Origin of the sequence: Brevibacterium sp. JSBI002 (assembly GCF_026013965.1) — a bacterium.
GTDB lineage: Bacteria > Actinomycetota > Actinomycetes > Actinomycetales > Brevibacteriaceae > Brevibacterium.
Genome location: NZ_CP110341.1, coordinates 1,849,000 through 1,863,694, shown reverse-complemented (window position 1 = coordinate 1,863,694; position 14,695 = coordinate 1,849,000). Strand labels below are relative to the sequence as shown.

Here is a 14,695-nt window from a genome sequence, read left to right as displayed (position 1 = left end):
GAATCTCTCAGTCGTCCTCGTCGTCATCGTCGAGGAGGAACTCGTCATCGTCCTTGGCATCCTCGACATCATCGAAGAGTTCGAATGGGGTGACTTCGTCGAACGCGGTGTAGATCGCGTCTTCGTAGATTTCGAAGGCATCGGCCAAAGCCATATAAGCGGCTTCGACTCGGGGGTCTTGGTCACCGTTGCGGTGCGCGGATGCAGCGTAGTGCTCTCTCACTGCTTCGAGGAATGCGTCCAGGGCCTCACGAGGATCAGTGCTCATGACTCAAATGTATCCCAGGCCGGACCGACATGTAAGTCTTTGAACTAGGCTGAAGACATGGCAGCTCTGTACGACCACCCCACGCCCGATCGTTTCGTCGTCGGCACAATCGGACTTCCCGGCGAGAGGACGTTCCTCCTCCAGGCGAAGTCCGGCAACGCGCTGACGACCGTGGTCGTCGAGAAGGAGCAGGTCGAAATCCTCTCCGACCGGATCACCGAACTGCTCGACATGGTGATGATCAAGGATCCGGCCGCGCGGGTGCCGCAGACGGCGCTCGACGATCTCATCGACAACGCCGGGCTCAACGTCCCCATCGAACCGGAGTTCCGCGTCGGCACGATGAGCCTGGGGTGGGACACCGTCAAGCACGAACTCGTCATCGAATGCTTCGAACTCACCGAGGCGGACGCCCAGGCCGGAACCTCCGCCGACCCCGATGACGACGAGGTCGAACGCGAAGTCCTGCGCATCGTCCTCGACGCAGCCGCCGCCCGAGAATTCGCCCGCCGCGGAGAACAGGTCGTCAGCGCCGGACGCGGAGACTGCCCGTTCTGCTCCCTCCCGCTCGAACCCGACGGCCACCTGTGCCCCCGTGCCAACGGGATCCCGCGCGCCTGATCAATGATGGACCACGGGATTCTCCTCGACGCGCTGGCTGCGGGGGAGTGGACGGAGATGGGATCGATCCCTCGTGCCAGCAACGACACCCGACTGCTCGTGCTCGAACACGAAGGCCGGGCGATCAAGGCCGTCTACAAGCCCATCTCGGGCGAACGGCCCCTGCACGACTTCCCGGCACAGACACTGGCTCTGCGCGAGGTGGCGGCGTATCGACTCTCCGCCGCACTCGACCTGGGGGTCGTTCCGCCGACGGTTCTGCGCGATGATCTGCCCGCCGGCCGCGGATCCCTGCAGGCCTATGTCGAAGCCTCCGACGATGACGAAGCGGTGACGCTGTCGACGGTCAACGCGATCCCTGTCGATCACACACCGATCTTCGCTCTGCGCACAGAGGACGGACGTGACCTCGTACTCTCCCATTCCGTCGACGAGGGACTGCGTTCCATCGCCTTCTTCGATCTCCTGGCGAACAACGCCGACCGCAAAGCAGGTCATGTCATCACCGGCAGCTGTCTGCCTACCACGGCCGCGGCCCACATCGGCGTCTTCGGCATCGACAACGGACTGACCTTCCACAATGAGGAGAAGCTGCGCACCGTTCTGTGGGGTTTCTCTCACACCTCGTTCTGCGCCGAAGAGATCGATGCGCTTCAGGAAGTCGCCGCCATGGACGAGAGGCTGCGGACGCAGCTGAGCGACTGCCTGTCAGCCGACGAGATCGAGGCTCTGAAGGACCGGGGCGACCGGCTTCTCGCCGCCGAGTTCTTCCCCGACGCACCGGACGATCGCACCGTCATTCCCTGGCCGCCGATATGAAACCGGCATCACTTCGCCTCGGAAGTGCCGAACGCCTGCCTCTCGGTTAGGCTGGGTGCCGTGAAGTCATGGCCCGAACCTCAATTGCCCCGTCTGACCAGCACCGGCAAGGTGCCTACGGTTTTTGATACGAGCACACGCAGCCCGCGCAGGCTGCGCGGATCTAAGCAGACCGCTCGACTCTACGTCTGCGGCATCACCCCCTACGATGCGACCCACCTCGGGCACGCATCCACCTATGTGGCCTTCGACCTGCTCAACCGGATCTGGCGCGATGCGGGACTCGAAGTCGAGTACGCACAGAACACCACTGACGTCGACGATCCGCTGCTGGAGAGGGCCGATGCCACGGGAGTCGACTGGCGCGAACTCGCCTCGTCGCAGATCGATCTGTTCCGAGAGGATATGGAAGCCCTCCGGGTGATCCCGCCGGCGAACTTCATCGGCGTCGTCGAATCCGTCGACGATATCGCCGCCGGCGTCCGCGATCTCGTGGACAAGGGGGCCGCCTACACTCTCGACAGCGGTGACGTCTACTACCGTGTGTCGACGCAGATCACCCCGCCGTTCGGCACGGTCAGCCATGACGACGCCGAGACCATGGCAGCGCTCTCGGCCGAACGCGGCGGTGACCCCGAGACTCCGGGCAAGAAGAACCCCATCGATCCGCTGCTGTGGCGGGCCGAACGCGAAGGCGAACCCTCCTGGGACGGAGGCACACTGGGCCGGGGTCGACCGGGCTGGCACGTCGAATGCACTGTCATCGCCGATCGGTATCTCGGCTTCCCCGTCGACGTGCAGGGAGGCGGCAGCGACCTCATCTTCCCGCACCATGAGATGAGCGCCGCCCATGCTGCTGCCTGGCGGGACACACCGATGGCGAAGACCTATATGCACACCGGAATGGTGGGTCTCGACGGCGAGAAGATGAGCAAGTCCAAGGGCAACCTCGTCCTCGTCTCGAAGCTGCGCGAGCGCGGAGTCGATCCCATGGCCATCCGCACCGTGATCCTGTCCAACCACTACCGCAGCGACTGGAGCTTCACCGAGGAGCAGCTGTCCCTCGCCGAAGCACGCCTGCAGGCATGGAAGCACGCGGCCAAATGCGAATCAGAATGTCGCCAGGGTCTGCGTGAGCACATCATCGGGCTGCTGCGCGAAGCACTCACCGATGACCTCGACAGCCGCGGCTCTGGGGATCCTCGACGAATGGGCCGAACACTATGCGGACTCCGATCCTTCGGAGACAGCAGCCATCACCGGCGACCGAGTCGCCGACGCCGTCGACGCCCTCCTCGGCATCCGCCTGCTCGACTGACATCGCTCGTCCGATGTCGACCGGCGTTCACCGCCTGAGCGCCGGGAGTCGGTGATTCACTTATCGCGGCCGCGTTTGCGCAGATAGCGTTCGAACTCGGCCGCGATGGCATCTCCGCTGGCTTCGGGAAGCTCCGTCGAATCGTTCTGCTTCTCCAGTGCTTGGACGAGTTCTGCCAGCCGCGGGTTGAAGGAGACGAGTTCATCGGCGCCGAGCTCCCATGCCCGGCTCTCCTCTTCGAGCACGTGGATATCGATTTCGATGCCGGCATAGCGTTCTACCGCCTTCGCCAACGCGAGTTCGGCTTTCGGCGACGGCGACTCGGCCAGATAGTCCGGCACTCCCACCCACAGGTTCATGGCGCGGACCCCGCGCCACCGGCAGGCGACGCCGAGGAGACCGAGAATGCCGATGGGACCCTCATAGCCGTTGGCGTCGATGCCGAGCTCGGACGCAAGCTCTGCGTCCTCCGTATTGGCCACCACCGGCAGCGGACGCGTATGCGGAACTTCGGCATGGAGACCGCCGAGGAGGATGACGGTATCGTCGTCGCCGACGTGAGCGAGGACGAGGGAGAGGAACTCCCGCCATTTCAGCCCCGGTTCGTGACCGTGGATGACCGTGATCGGCTGCTCGCCGAGGAGACCCCGATGGACCGCGACACCCGGCCAGGCGATCGACGCCGTCCCGTCCTCGTCGCGGATGATCTCGGGTTCGGAGAAGCGGAATTCGTAGAACCCATCGGTGTCGAGGATCTCGGAGTCGTCCAGGTGCCAGACCTCGATGAGATCCTTGACCAGTGAGCTCGCCGCTTCGGAAGCATCGGCATCCTGACCTTCGAAGGCGATGAAGACGAGTGCCCCGGACCCGGATGGAAGAATACTCATGGTTCCAGACTACGCTGGGCGTATGACGAACCATGCATCAGCCGACCCTGCCGCCGTCCTGTGGGACATGGACGGAACCCTCGTCGACACCGAGCCGTATTGGATCCGCGCCGAGACCGAGCTCATGAACGCCCATGGGCTTTCCTGGTCCGAAGAGCAGGGGCTCGAATTCGTCGGCAACGAGCTCATCGTCTCCGCTCGAATGATGCGTGAGGCCGGCCTCGACGTTCCCGCCGAGGAGATCGTCGAGACCCTGATGGACAACGTCATCGGACAGATCCGACAATCCGTGCCCTTCCGCCCCGGTGCGCTGGAGCTGCTGGCCGAACTCAAGACCGAAGGCATCCCGAACGTCATGGTCACGATGTCGTACCGGCCGCTGGCCGAGGCGGTCATCGCCAATTGTCCGCCCGACAGCTTCGCCGGTCTCGTCGCCGGCGATGAGGTGACCGCCGGCAAACCGGATCCGGAGCCCTATCTGCGGGGTGCTGCGCTGCTCGACCTCGACCCGGCCGACTGTGTGGCACTGGAGGATTCTAAGCCGGGTCTGGCCAGCGCCGAGGCGGCCGGCACCATTGCAATCGGAATCCCGCATTTCATCGACCTCGAACCTCGTCCGGGGCGGATCCTGTGGAACAGTCTCGAAGGCCGCAGCGTCGCCGATCTGCGACGCCTCCGTGCGCAGCAGAGCGCCTGAGCTCTACGCTCCCACGATCTTCGTGATCTCCGGAGTCGGGGGAGCGGCGTTGCCCCACGCCGGGCACAGCGGCTTGAACGTGCACCAATTGCACAGCGGTGACTTCTTCGGCCGCCAACGGTCCGACTCGGCCGAGGCGATGATGTCCTTCCAGATGGCATCGATCTCGAACTGGGTCTGTTCGACCTCCGCCATCGTCGGATGAGACTTCAGCACGCTGCGCGAACCCAGGTACATCAGCTGCAGGGTGTGGACGAGCTCGCCCGAGAGCCGGTAGACGACGAGAGCGTAGAAGCCCATCTGGAACTTGGCTTCTCGTCCGTACTGAGGTTTCGGCTGCTTGCCCGTCTTGTAGTCGACGAGGCGCCGCTCCCCACCCGGGGCGACGTCGACGCGGTCGATGAACCCGCGCAGCTCGAGACCGTTGTCCAATGTGGTGCGGACGAACTTCTCTGTCTCCTCCGGATCGAGATGCTCGGGATACTCGAGTACGAAGTAGGAATCGATGAGCCGACGTGCCGATGTGAAGAACGTCTCCTTCTCCGATTCGCCTTCGAAGATCTCGAGCACATCCGGGTCCTTCTCGACGAGCTCCTCCCACGCAGGCATCAGCATCGTCTGTGCGAGCTCCGCCGTGCGCTCGGCCGGCGGCGCGATGAACAGCTTCTCGAGCACCGAATGGACCACAGTGCCGCGGAACGCCGCCTGAGAAGGCGGCTCCGGCAGTTTGTCGATGCTGCGGAAGCGGAACTTCAGAGGACATTGGATGAAGTCATTGGCCCGGGAGGGCGACAGACTGGTGAGCTCGGCCATAACTCCACTGTAACGACCTGCACGGACACGACGTGGCGACCAGCGGTGAGTGCGTCGTCGCTGTTAGGCTGAGTACCCGACCCTCAGTGGTCCGCTGACCACGACATCGACCGGAGGAACCCCTTCAATGGCCGCGAAAAACCACCACCCCGGTGCGTCATCGGGTCTGCGCTTGGGCACGGTGCTCGGCGCTCCGGTGATTCTGGCATGGTCGTGGTTCCTCGCCGCCATCGTGATCACCATCCTCTTCACCCCGTGGCTCAACCAGGTCCGACCGGATCTGGGCATCGGCGCCTGGTTCGTGGCCTTCGCCTATGCGGTCCTTCTCTTTGCCTCCGTGTTCCTCCACGAACTCGCGCACGGAGTCGCCGGCCAGTTCTACGGGCAGAAGGTCGCCGCGATCGAGCTGAACATCTGGGGCGGATTCACCCGCTTCGAACCGCAGATGGACAACCCGCGCGACAAAGCGGCGATGACGAGCTTCGTCATCTCCATCGTCGGCCCCATCGTCAACATCGTTCTCGCCCTGCTGGGATGGTGGTGTCTCAGTGCGGCGAGCCCCACCTCGGTGCCGTGGCTGCTGCTCATCGCCGTCACCTTCGCCAATGTCGCTCTCGGTGCGATCAACCTGCTGCCTGGCATTCCGCTCGACGGCGGCTGGGCGCTGCAGGCGATCATGTGGCGCATCACCGGATCCCAGTTCCTCGGCACGATCGTGGCCAGCTGGGTCGGCCGGATCATCGCCGTCGGCTTCATCGGCTGGTCGGTCATCACCCCGCTGCTGGCCGGAGAACGACCCGATCCGCTGACCGTGGCCTGGATGTCGCTCATCGCGATCATGCTGTGGTTCTCCGCCGGAGACGCCGCCACCCACGCCAAACGGGCCCGGAAGATGGAGACCTACGACCTCTCCCAGGTCATCCAGCCCGCGATCGCCGCCACCTGGGACGCCGACCTCGCTGACACCCTCGACTATGCGAACACGCTCGGGAACGCGAAGGAACGCACCCTCATCGTCGTCCTCGATCAGAAGGGGCTGCCGTACGGTCTCGTCGACCGGCACGCCGCAGCCGGTCGTCTCGCCGAAACCCTCGAAGCGGTTCCCGCCGGCGAGGTCGCCCGCCCTCTGGCCGGGTGGATCGGAGTGCCGAAGGACATCACGGCCCCGCACCTGCTCGAATCGCTCACCCACCGCCCCAAGGCGCAGTTCAGCCTGGTCATGGACGGCAACACCCTGATCGGAGTCATCGACCTGCAGGAATTCTTCGACGAACTCCTCGCCGCCTGAGCCGGTTGTATGAGGCAATCCTCACCAGCGTAGAGTGGACTCATCATGACTCAGCCACTGCATTCCCGGCCCCCGCGCGTTCTGAGCCGCGGAGAGAAGGTCCAGCTCACCGACCCCAAGGGGCGGATGCACACCTTCGTGCTCGCACCGGGTGAGCACTTCCACACCAACAAGGGGCTCATCAGCCACGACGACATCATCGGGCGCACAGAAGGAATCATCGTCGCGAACACCGGGGGAGTCGACTTCCAGGTCTTCCGCCCGCGTTACGAGGACTTCGTGCTCTCCATGCCCCGCGGCGCTGCAGTCGTCTACCCGAAGGATTCGGGACTCATCGTCACCCTCGGCGATATCTTTCCCGGCGCCACCGTGGTCGAAGCCGGTGTCGGATCCGGAGCCCTGTCGATGGCGCTGCTGCGCGCCGTGGGCGCGACGGGATCCGTGCACTCGTTCGAACTGCGTGAGGAATTCGCCACGATCGCGGCCGGAAACATCGCCGACTTCTTCGACGGCGAACCGGAGAATTGGTCCGTCACCGTGGGCGACCTTGCGGATACTCTGCCGCAGACCTTCGGGCCCGGCAGCGTGGACCGCGTCGTCCTCGACATGCTCGCTCCCTGGAACACACTCGAGGCCGTCAGCGAAGCGCTGACACCTGGGGGAATCGTCATCGCGTATGTCGCCACGGTTCCGCAGCTCTCACGCTTCGTCGAAGCCCTGCGCGCTTCCGGCAAGTTCGCCGAACCCGAGTCCATGGAGGCTATGGTCCGCGGCTGGCACGTCGACGGACTCGCCGTCCGGCCCGACCACCGGATGATCGCCCACACCGGGTTCCTCATCATGGCCCGCCGAATGGCCGACGGCATCAGTCCGCTGGAGAAGAAGAAACGCCCCCAGGGAGCCACCGCGGCCGCCGAGGATGTGGCGGCGTGGACGGAGCCCGAAGTCACCGAGGCGGCGATCGGTACCCGGACCGCGCACGGCAAGAAGCTGCGCCGGGTGATGCGAGACGCCGGCAGGCGCCTGCGCACCGAGCCCGAAGGCTCCGAGAATGCGCAGCCCACAGATGTCACAGACAGCCCGACCAGCAACAGCACTGGGCCGAAGGAGGATCGATGACAGAGACCACGACCGAAGTGAAGAAGCTGCGCGAGGACACTGCGTCCCTGCGCCAGCAGCTCTACACAGCGGGCAAACGCAATGAAGCACTGTCGAAGACTCTGCGCACGGCCCGTGATGAGCTGAATCGGATCAAGGAAGAGGCTCGGCGCCTGACCGAGCCGCCGAACAACTGGGGCACACTCATCGCGCTGGGCGAGAACGCAGTGACCGCCGATGTCATCGTCGGCGGACGACGCATGCGCGTGGCCGTCGCCCCCGAAATCGAACCCGAGACCCTGCGCGCCGGAGCCGATGTGCTCCTGTCCGAGGGCCTCGTCATCATCGGCACCGGCGAGTTCCCTCCCGTGGGGTCGGTCGTCAACGTCCGTGAGTTCGTCGACTCCCAGCGCATCCTCGTCGGAGCTCCCGGCGATGACGAGCAGGTCTTCACCCTCGCCGCCGGCCTCGTCGACGCAGGACTGCGCGTCGGCGATGCCGTCGTCGTCGACACCCGGACCCATTACGCGCTGCAGGTCGTCGAGAAGCCCGAGGTCTCCTCGCTGCTGCTCGAAGAGGTCCCCGACATCACCTACCAGGACATCGGCGGACTGGCCGACCAGATCGAACAGATCAAAGACGCTGTCGAACTGCCCTTCGAACATCCCGAGCTCTACACCGAACACGGACTCAAACCGCCCAAGGGCATCCTGCTCTACGGCCCTCCCGGCTGCGGAAAGACGCTCATCGCGAAGGCCGTGGCGAACTCCCTGGCAGATCGCACCGGAAAGGTCCGCACGAGCAAGACCTACTTCCTCAACATCAAAGGTCCGGAGCTGCTCGACAAGTACGTCGGCGAGACCGAACGTCAGCTGCGCCTTATCTTCGCCCGGGCACGTGAGAAGGCTTCGGCAGGATTCCCCGTCGTGGTGTTCTTCGACGAGATGGAGTCACTGTTCCGCACCCGCGGCACCGGCAAGTCGTCGGACGTGGAGACGACGATCGTGCCGCAGCTGCTCACCGAGATCGACGGAGTCGAACAGCTCGACAACGTCATCGTCATCGGCGCCTCGAACCGTGAAGACCTCATCGACCCCGCGATCCTGCGCCCCGGCCGACTCGATGTGAAGATCCGCATCGAACGTCCCGACGCCGAAGCGGCCCGCGACATCTTCGAGAAGTACCTCACCGCGGAGCTGCCCCTGCATTCGAGCGTGCTCGCCGGCCACGACACCCCCGCCGAGGCGGTCTCGGCACTCATCGACAGCTGTGTGGAACGGATGTTCGCAGAGACTCCGGAGAATGAATTCGTCGAGGTCAGCTACGCCGACGGGTCGAAGGAAGTCCTCCACTTCTCAGCCTTCGCCTCCGGTGCGATGATCCACAACATCGTCGACCGTGCAAAGAAGGCGGCGATCAAATCGCTGCTCGACACCGGCGAGCGAGGCCTGCGCCCCGGTCACTTCGAGGATGCGATCGCCGAAGAGTTCAGCGAACACGAAGACCTGCCGAACACGACGAACCCCGACGAATGGGCACGGATCTCCGGGCGCAAGGGCGAAAGGGTCACTCATCTGCGGATGATGCACCTCGACACGACCAGTGGAGCCCCGACGGTGCCGTACGAGACCGACGTCGCCGAGGTGCGGCCCAACTCGGACCTCGTCTGAGACGGGTCCGGTAAGAACGACGAGCCCGCCGCTTCCGTCAGCTGACGGAAGCGGCGGGCTCGTCTCGTTACCGGCCGTGCACAGGGCCGAAGGGCAAGATGCTCAACGGCTGCGCTTGCGGCGGCCCGAACCCCCGGAGACGGCCGTGGCGATGAGACGCCAACCGACCAGAGTGATGAGGTTGAGCGACGTCGCGACGATCATGAAGCTCACCGGCACCGACCCCGGATCGCCGCCGGCTCCGGTGACCCCGCGCAGGACGAGTCCGAGAAGGACGGTGACCGCCCAGACCCCGGTTCCCGTGGCCAGCGGAGCGATCGGCCGATCCCAGACGGCCGTGAGCAGCCAGGCGATGACGAGGGCTGCGACGAACGGCCACGCTGTGGTCATCAGCCCCTGCGGATCGAAATTGTGAGAATGTGTGTAATGACCGACGATCGTGAACAGCACCACGAGGATGAGGTCGACGATCAGTGCGATGGGGAGATGAGATTTCTTCGTTGCCACGTCCCCGAGTCTAGACCTTGGAGGAGAATCAGATGCTCAGAGTCAGGCGCGTCATGGGAGCCGAGACGGAGTTCGGCCTCAGTCAGCCGGGCAATCCGCGAGCGAACCCGATGCGGGACTCGGCGCGTGTCGTCGACGCCTATGCCGGACCGCGCGGATTGAAGTCGTCCCAGAACTTCTGGGACTTCGCTACGGAGTCTCCATTGGCCGACGCCCGCGGCTTCTTCATGAACATCGCCGACGCCGACTCCTCGCAGCTGACACATATTCCGCAGGACGACCTCGAAGCCCAGTACCTGGCGAACGTCGTCACGGAGAACGGCGCCCGCTACTACGTCGACCACGCTCATCCCGAATACTCGTCCCCGGAGGTCCTCACTCCACGCGATATCGTCACCTTCGACCGGGCCGGCGACCTCGTCGCCCTCGAATCGGTGCGGACCCTCGAGAAGAGCGCGGAACCGGTCAATCTGTACAAGAACAACACGGACTCCAAGGGAGCCTCCTACGGCACCCATGAGAACTACCTCGTCGACCGGTCCACGGACTTCGACGACATCGTCGCCGGCCTCGTCCCGTTCTTCGTCACTCGGCAGATCCTGTGCGGATCCGGACGGGTCGGCATCGGCCGTGATGGCGAGGGCAAGGGTTTCCAGATCTCGTCCCGTGCCGACTTCTTCGAAGCCGAAGTGGGACTCGAGACCACTCTGCGCCGTCCCATCGTCAACACCCGGGACGAACCACATGCCGATCCCGCGAAATACCGCCGGCTGCACGTGATCATCGGCGACGCCACTCTGGCGGAGCCTGCGACGTTCGTCCGCTTCGGTTCGACCTCCCTCGTCCTCGGACTCATCGAGGCCGGACTGGCGCCGCAGATCGAGCTCGCCGATGCCCTGCAGGCGCTGTGGGACGTCAGCCACGACCTCAGCCTCAGCGCTCCGGTGGCGCTGAGCGACGGCACGACGACAACGGCGCTGGAGATCCAAGAAGCCTTCTACTCCGCGTGCCTCGAGCACGCCGATGCCGAGGACGCCGAAACCGCCGAGGTGCTCGCCGAATGGCGCCGATTCCTCGATGCGCTCTCGACCGACCCGAAGACCCTGGCCGACTCCATCGACTGGGTCGCCAAATGGGTGCTGCTCGAGAGCTACCGGTCTCGTGAGGGAATCGACTGGGACCATCCGAAGCTTGCCCTCATCGACGTCCAGTACCACGATGTCCGCCCGGAGAAGGGGCTGTTCCACAAGCTCGAACGTGCCGGCCGCATCCGTCGGATGACCACCGACGCCGAGGTCGAAGCCGCCGTGGTCAACGCACCCGACGGGACCCGCGCGTTCCTGCGCTCCGTGGCGGTCAGCCGCCTCGGCGAGGATCTGGTCGCCGCCAGCTGGGACTCGCTCGTGGTCAACGCGGGAGCCCTCGGTGTGGTGCGTCTGCCCATGCACGAACCGCTCAAAGGCACCCGTGAGCTGCTTGCCGATCGGGTGGAGGGAATCGAGACCGCCGAGGGCCTGCTCAAGGCGCTCGGAGTGGATAGACTGAGTTCGAAGAACGACTGAAGGAGTGTGAGATGAGCTCGCAGGAACAGGTCCAGAGAGACAAATCAACCGGTGGGGGAGACGCCCCCGTCGATCCGCCGGAGGCCGTGCAGGGACAGATCAACACTCAGAACGTCGATTCCATCCTCGACGAGATCGACGGAGTGCTCGAGTCGAACGCGGAGGAATTCGTGAAGAACTTCGTCCAGAAGGGCGGCCAATGAGATGGCAGGATTCCCTCCTGCCTTCCTAAGTTCGACGAGCAACTCGTTCGTCGAACTCGCCCGCACGCTCGCTCCCGAAGCACTGCTGCAGCCCGGCGCCCGCGACCTGGCCGAACAGACTCCCGAGGGCACGACGATCATCTGCTTCCGCACCGCCTCGGGCATCATCATGGCCGGTGACCGGAGAGCGACGATCGGCAACCTCATCGCCTCACATTCGATGGAGAAGGTCAAAGCCGCCGACGACTACTCCGTCATCGGCATCGCCGGCACCGCCGGGGTCGCACTCGACCTCATCCGGCTCTTCCAACTCGAACTCGAACACTACGAGAAGATCGAAGGCGCCCGTCTCTCGCTCAACGGCAAAGCCAACCGCTTGGCTGCGATGCTGCGCGGGAACCTCGGGCTGGCGATGCAGGGACTCACCGTGGTCCCGCTGTTCGCCGGAGTCGACGAATCGAGCCCGCAGGGGCAGATCTTCAGCTTCGACGTCACCGGCGGCAAATACGAAGAGCATCGATTCCATTCCATCGGCTCCGGGTCCGGATTCGCCCGCGGAGCCCTGAAGAAGCTGTGGCGAGCCGACCTCGACCACGAGCAGGCGATTGGGGTTGCCGTCGAAGCGCTCTTCGACGCCTCCGACGATGATTCGGCCACCGGCGGGCCGGACTTCGTCCGCCAGATCGCCCCGACGATCTTCACCGTCGACCTCGAGGACGGGGTCACCGAAATCGATTCGGCGACCGTTCTCGAAGCCGCCACCGAGGTCGTCGACCGCCGCACCGCCACCGCCCGGTGATGAGTACGCCGCCTTTACCGCGAAAGGACCGTGGATGAGTCAGGCACCGTTCTACGTCTCACCCGAACAGCTGATGAAGGACCGGGCGGACTTCGCCCGCAAGGGCATCGCCCGCGGCCGTTCGGTCGTCGTCATGCGCTTCGACGAAGGCATCCTGCTGCTGGCGGAGAACCCGTCGCCGACGCTGCACAAGATCGCTGAGATCTACGACCGCATCGGCTTCGCCGCGGTCGGGAAGTACAACGAGTTCGAGACCCTGCGCCAGGCCGGAGTCCGCTACGCCGATCTGCGCGGCTACTCCTACGACCGCACCGATGTCACCGCCCGCGGACTGACGAACGCCTATGCGCAGACCCTGGCCGGAGTCTTCACCACCGAGTCCAAACCCTTCGAAGTCGAACTCGTCGTCGCCGAACTCGGAATCACCCCGGAGACCGACCAGCTCTACCGGCTCAGCTATGACGGTTCCGTCATCGATGAGTCCGAACATGTGGCCATCGGCGGTCAGGCCGATGCGATCACCGCGTCCCTGGCCGCTGTGCGCAGCTCGGAGATGAGTCTGCGCGAAGTCTTCAACCACGGAGTGACGGCCTTGGCCGCTGCGACCCAGACGAGCCTCGCCACCGAAGCGCTCGAAGCCGCGATCCTCGACCGCACCACAACGAAGCAGCGCACCTTCCGCACGCTCGACGACGCCGCGATGAACGAGCTGCGGGAGGACTGAATGGCACGCATCTACGGACTCGAAACCGAATACGGGCTCGCCCACACAGCCGATCCCGAGGGTCGGCGGATCGGTCCCGAGGAGATCGCCCGCTACCTGTTCCGTCCCGTCGTCGAATGGGGCCGGTCCTCGAACGTCTTCCTGCCGAACGGATCCCGCCTCTACCTCGATGTGGGCTCCCACCCGGAATACGCGACCGCCGAATGCGATGACCTCGGGGACCTGCTCGCTCAGGACCGCGCCGGTGAAGGCCTGATGATCGACTTGCTCGAGCAGGCGCAGACGGCACTGGAGGCCGATGGCATCGGCGGCCGTGTGCATATGGTGAAGAACAACACCGATGCCGCCGGAAACTCCTACGGCTCCCATGAGAACTTCCTCATCCGCCGAACTCTCGACTTCAACCGACTGACCACCGTGCTGCTGCCGTTCCTCGTGTCCCGGCAGCTGCTCGTGGGTGCCGGTGCGATCATTCCGCGCCGCTCCGCATTCACCCCCGACGAGGAGGCCGACCGTTCGGAGATGATGTTCGGTCTCTCGGCCCGCTCCGATGTCATGTGGGAGGGACTGTCGTCGGCGACGACACGGTCCCGACCGATCATCAATGCCCGCGACGAACCGCACGCGGATGCGGAGAAGTACCGGCGGCTGCACGTCATCGTCGGTGATTCCTCGATGTCGACAGCCACCTCGGCGCTGAAGATCGGCTCCGCGGTGCTCATGCTCGACCTCATCGAACAGGGCGCCCGGATCCCGGAGAACGGACTGCGCCATCCTGTGCGCGATATCCGCCTCGTCGCCCGTGATCTCACGGGACGGGTCGTGCTCGAACGCACCGACGGAACCACGACGACTCCGCTGGGACTGCTCGGCGACTACCGGGATCGGGCACAGCGGATCGTGGAGTCGGGGGAGCACAGCCTCGGCGATGATGATCTGGCCCACTACGTCATCGACCTGTGGACGCGGATGCTCACCGCCGTCGAATCGCAGGACTTCTCGACCGTGGACACGGAGATCGACTGGGTGATGAAACGCACCCTCATCGAACGGTCGCTGCAGCGCGGAATCACCGATATCGACGATGCGCGCATCCACCGACTCGACATCGCCTTCCACGACATCACGCCCGCGACGGGGCTGTTTCCCAAGCTCGAGGCCGCGGGAATGGCGAAGAGTCTCGTCCCCGCCGAGGCGGCCGAACGAGCGAAGGACATACCGCCTGCGAGCACACGGGCGGCGATCCGCGGCAAATTCGTCCGCGCGGCCCATGCGGCCCGTCGCGACTACACCGTCGACTGGGTGCACCTCCGCCTCAACGACGAATCCGGGCGCGCCGTCGCTCTCAAGGACCCGTTCGCCACGACTCACCCGCAGGCGGAAACACTCATCGCGGGCCTGTAAGATCGCCCTGTGATTCG

The 14,695-nt window shown here is 64.8% G+C and carries 15 protein-coding genes and 1 pseudogene; 12 read left to right on the top strand and 4 right to left on the bottom strand.

Annotated features, from left to right (window positions below; all coding sequences use genetic code 11):
• Window positions 1-7 precede the first annotated feature (7 nt).
• Window positions 8-268 carry a hypothetical protein gene (locus LJ362_RS08575; protein ID WP_025778383.1) on the bottom strand — a complete coding sequence of 87 codons (261 nt, stop codon included), beginning with the start codon at window positions 266-268 and terminating at the stop codon, window positions 8-10.
• Window positions 269-325: 57 nt separating this feature from the next.
• On the opposite strand from LJ362_RS08575, the gene LJ362_RS08570 reads away from it, so the two are divergent.
• The 3 genes and pseudogenes from LJ362_RS08570 (at window position 326) to mshC (ending at window position 3,026) form a co-directional block, all read left to right on the top strand.
• A complete protein-coding gene (locus tag LJ362_RS08570) occupies window positions 326-889 on the top strand; it encodes a DUF3090 family protein (RefSeq protein ID WP_115614059.1) in 564 nt (187 codons plus the stop codon).
• Between the two features lie 6 nt (window positions 890-895).
• Window positions 896-1,708: an SCO1664 family protein gene (locus LJ362_RS08565; RefSeq protein WP_173152276.1), complete on the top strand. Its 813-nt coding sequence runs from the start codon at window positions 896-898 to the stop codon at window positions 1,706-1,708.
• 60 nt (window positions 1,709-1,768) lie between these two features.
• Window positions 1,769-3,026: pseudogene (gene mshC / locus LJ362_RS08560) on the top strand (cysteine--1-D-myo-inosityl 2-amino-2-deoxy-alpha-D-glucopyranoside ligase).
• 56 nt (window positions 3,027-3,082) lie between these two features.
• Here mshC and LJ362_RS08555 read toward each other — a convergent pair.
• Window positions 3,083-3,913, bottom strand: coding sequence for a proteasome assembly chaperone family protein (locus LJ362_RS08555; RefSeq protein WP_173152272.1), 831 nt, complete (start codon window positions 3,911-3,913; stop codon window positions 3,083-3,085).
• A 22-nt stretch (window positions 3,914-3,935) separates the two neighbouring features.
• Here LJ362_RS08555 and LJ362_RS08550 point away from each other — a divergent pair, with 22 nt between their 5' ends.
• Entirely contained in the window at window positions 3,936-4,610 is a 675-nt protein-coding gene (locus tag LJ362_RS08550; RefSeq protein WP_264801746.1) for an HAD family hydrolase, read from the top strand.
• Between the two features lie 3 nt (window positions 4,611-4,613).
• Here the strand turns inward: LJ362_RS08550 and LJ362_RS08545 are convergent, their stop codons facing one another.
• The gene (locus LJ362_RS08545; protein ID WP_264801745.1) at window positions 4,614-5,423 is read right to left on the bottom strand and encodes a RecB family exonuclease; all 810 of its coding nucleotides are present in this window, start codon (window positions 5,421-5,423) and stop codon (window positions 4,614-4,616) included.
• A gap of 127 nt (window positions 5,424-5,550) precedes the next feature.
• Between LJ362_RS08545 and LJ362_RS08540 the strand changes: the two genes are divergently transcribed.
• The 3 genes from LJ362_RS08540 to arc are packed head-to-tail and all read left to right on the top strand — an operon-like array spanning window position 5,551 to window position 9,479.
• Entirely contained in the window at window positions 5,551-6,711 is a 1,161-nt protein-coding gene (locus LJ362_RS08540) for a site-2 protease family protein (RefSeq protein WP_264801744.1), read from the top strand.
• A gap of 45 nt (window positions 6,712-6,756) precedes the next feature.
• Window positions 6,757-7,830, top strand: a complete 1,074-nt coding sequence (locus tag LJ362_RS08535) for a tRNA (adenine-N1)-methyltransferase (RefSeq protein WP_264801743.1) — start codon at window positions 6,757-6,759, stop codon at window positions 7,828-7,830.
• Window positions 7,827-9,479, top strand: coding sequence for a proteasome ATPase (arc, locus tag LJ362_RS08530; RefSeq protein WP_173152260.1), 1,653 nt, complete (start codon window positions 7,827-7,829; stop codon window positions 9,477-9,479). The genes LJ362_RS08535 and arc overlap by 4 nt, the downstream gene beginning before the upstream one ends.
• A 102-nt stretch (window positions 9,480-9,581) precedes the next feature.
• Here arc and LJ362_RS08525 read toward each other — a convergent pair whose 3' ends face one another.
• Window positions 9,582-9,986 (bottom strand): DUF3054 domain-containing protein, encoded by a 405-nt coding sequence (locus LJ362_RS08525; RefSeq protein ID WP_264801742.1) that lies wholly within the window; start codon window positions 9,984-9,986, stop codon window positions 9,582-9,584.
• A gap of 32 nt (window positions 9,987-10,018) precedes the next feature.
• Here LJ362_RS08525 and dop point away from each other — a divergent pair, with 32 nt between their 5' ends.
• Genes dop through pafA form a run of 5 tightly spaced genes read left to right on the top strand, consistent with a single transcriptional unit; the run spans window position 10,019 to window position 14,678 of the window.
• The gene (gene dop, locus LJ362_RS08520; protein WP_264801740.1) at window positions 10,019-11,548 is read left to right on the top strand and encodes a depupylase/deamidase Dop; all 1,530 of its coding nucleotides are present in this window, start codon (window positions 10,019-10,021) and stop codon (window positions 11,546-11,548) included.
• Between the two features lie 11 nt (window positions 11,549-11,559).
• Entirely contained in the window at window positions 11,560-11,751 is a 192-nt protein-coding gene (locus LJ362_RS08515; RefSeq protein WP_167196257.1) for a ubiquitin-like protein Pup, read from the top strand.
• A gap of 1 nt (window position 11,752) precedes the next feature.
• Window positions 11,753-12,550, top strand: coding sequence for a proteasome subunit beta (prcB, locus tag LJ362_RS08510; RefSeq protein ID WP_264801738.1), 798 nt, complete (start codon window positions 11,753-11,755; stop codon window positions 12,548-12,550).
• A gap of 34 nt (window positions 12,551-12,584) precedes the next feature.
• Window positions 12,585-13,274 (top strand): proteasome subunit alpha, encoded by a 690-nt coding sequence (gene prcA, locus LJ362_RS08505; protein ID WP_264801737.1) that lies wholly within the window; start codon window positions 12,585-12,587, stop codon window positions 13,272-13,274.
• Window positions 13,275-14,678 (top strand): Pup--protein ligase, encoded by a 1,404-nt coding sequence (gene pafA, locus LJ362_RS08500; protein WP_264801736.1) that lies wholly within the window; start codon window positions 13,275-13,277, stop codon window positions 14,676-14,678.
• Window positions 14,679-14,695 lie beyond the last annotated feature (17 nt).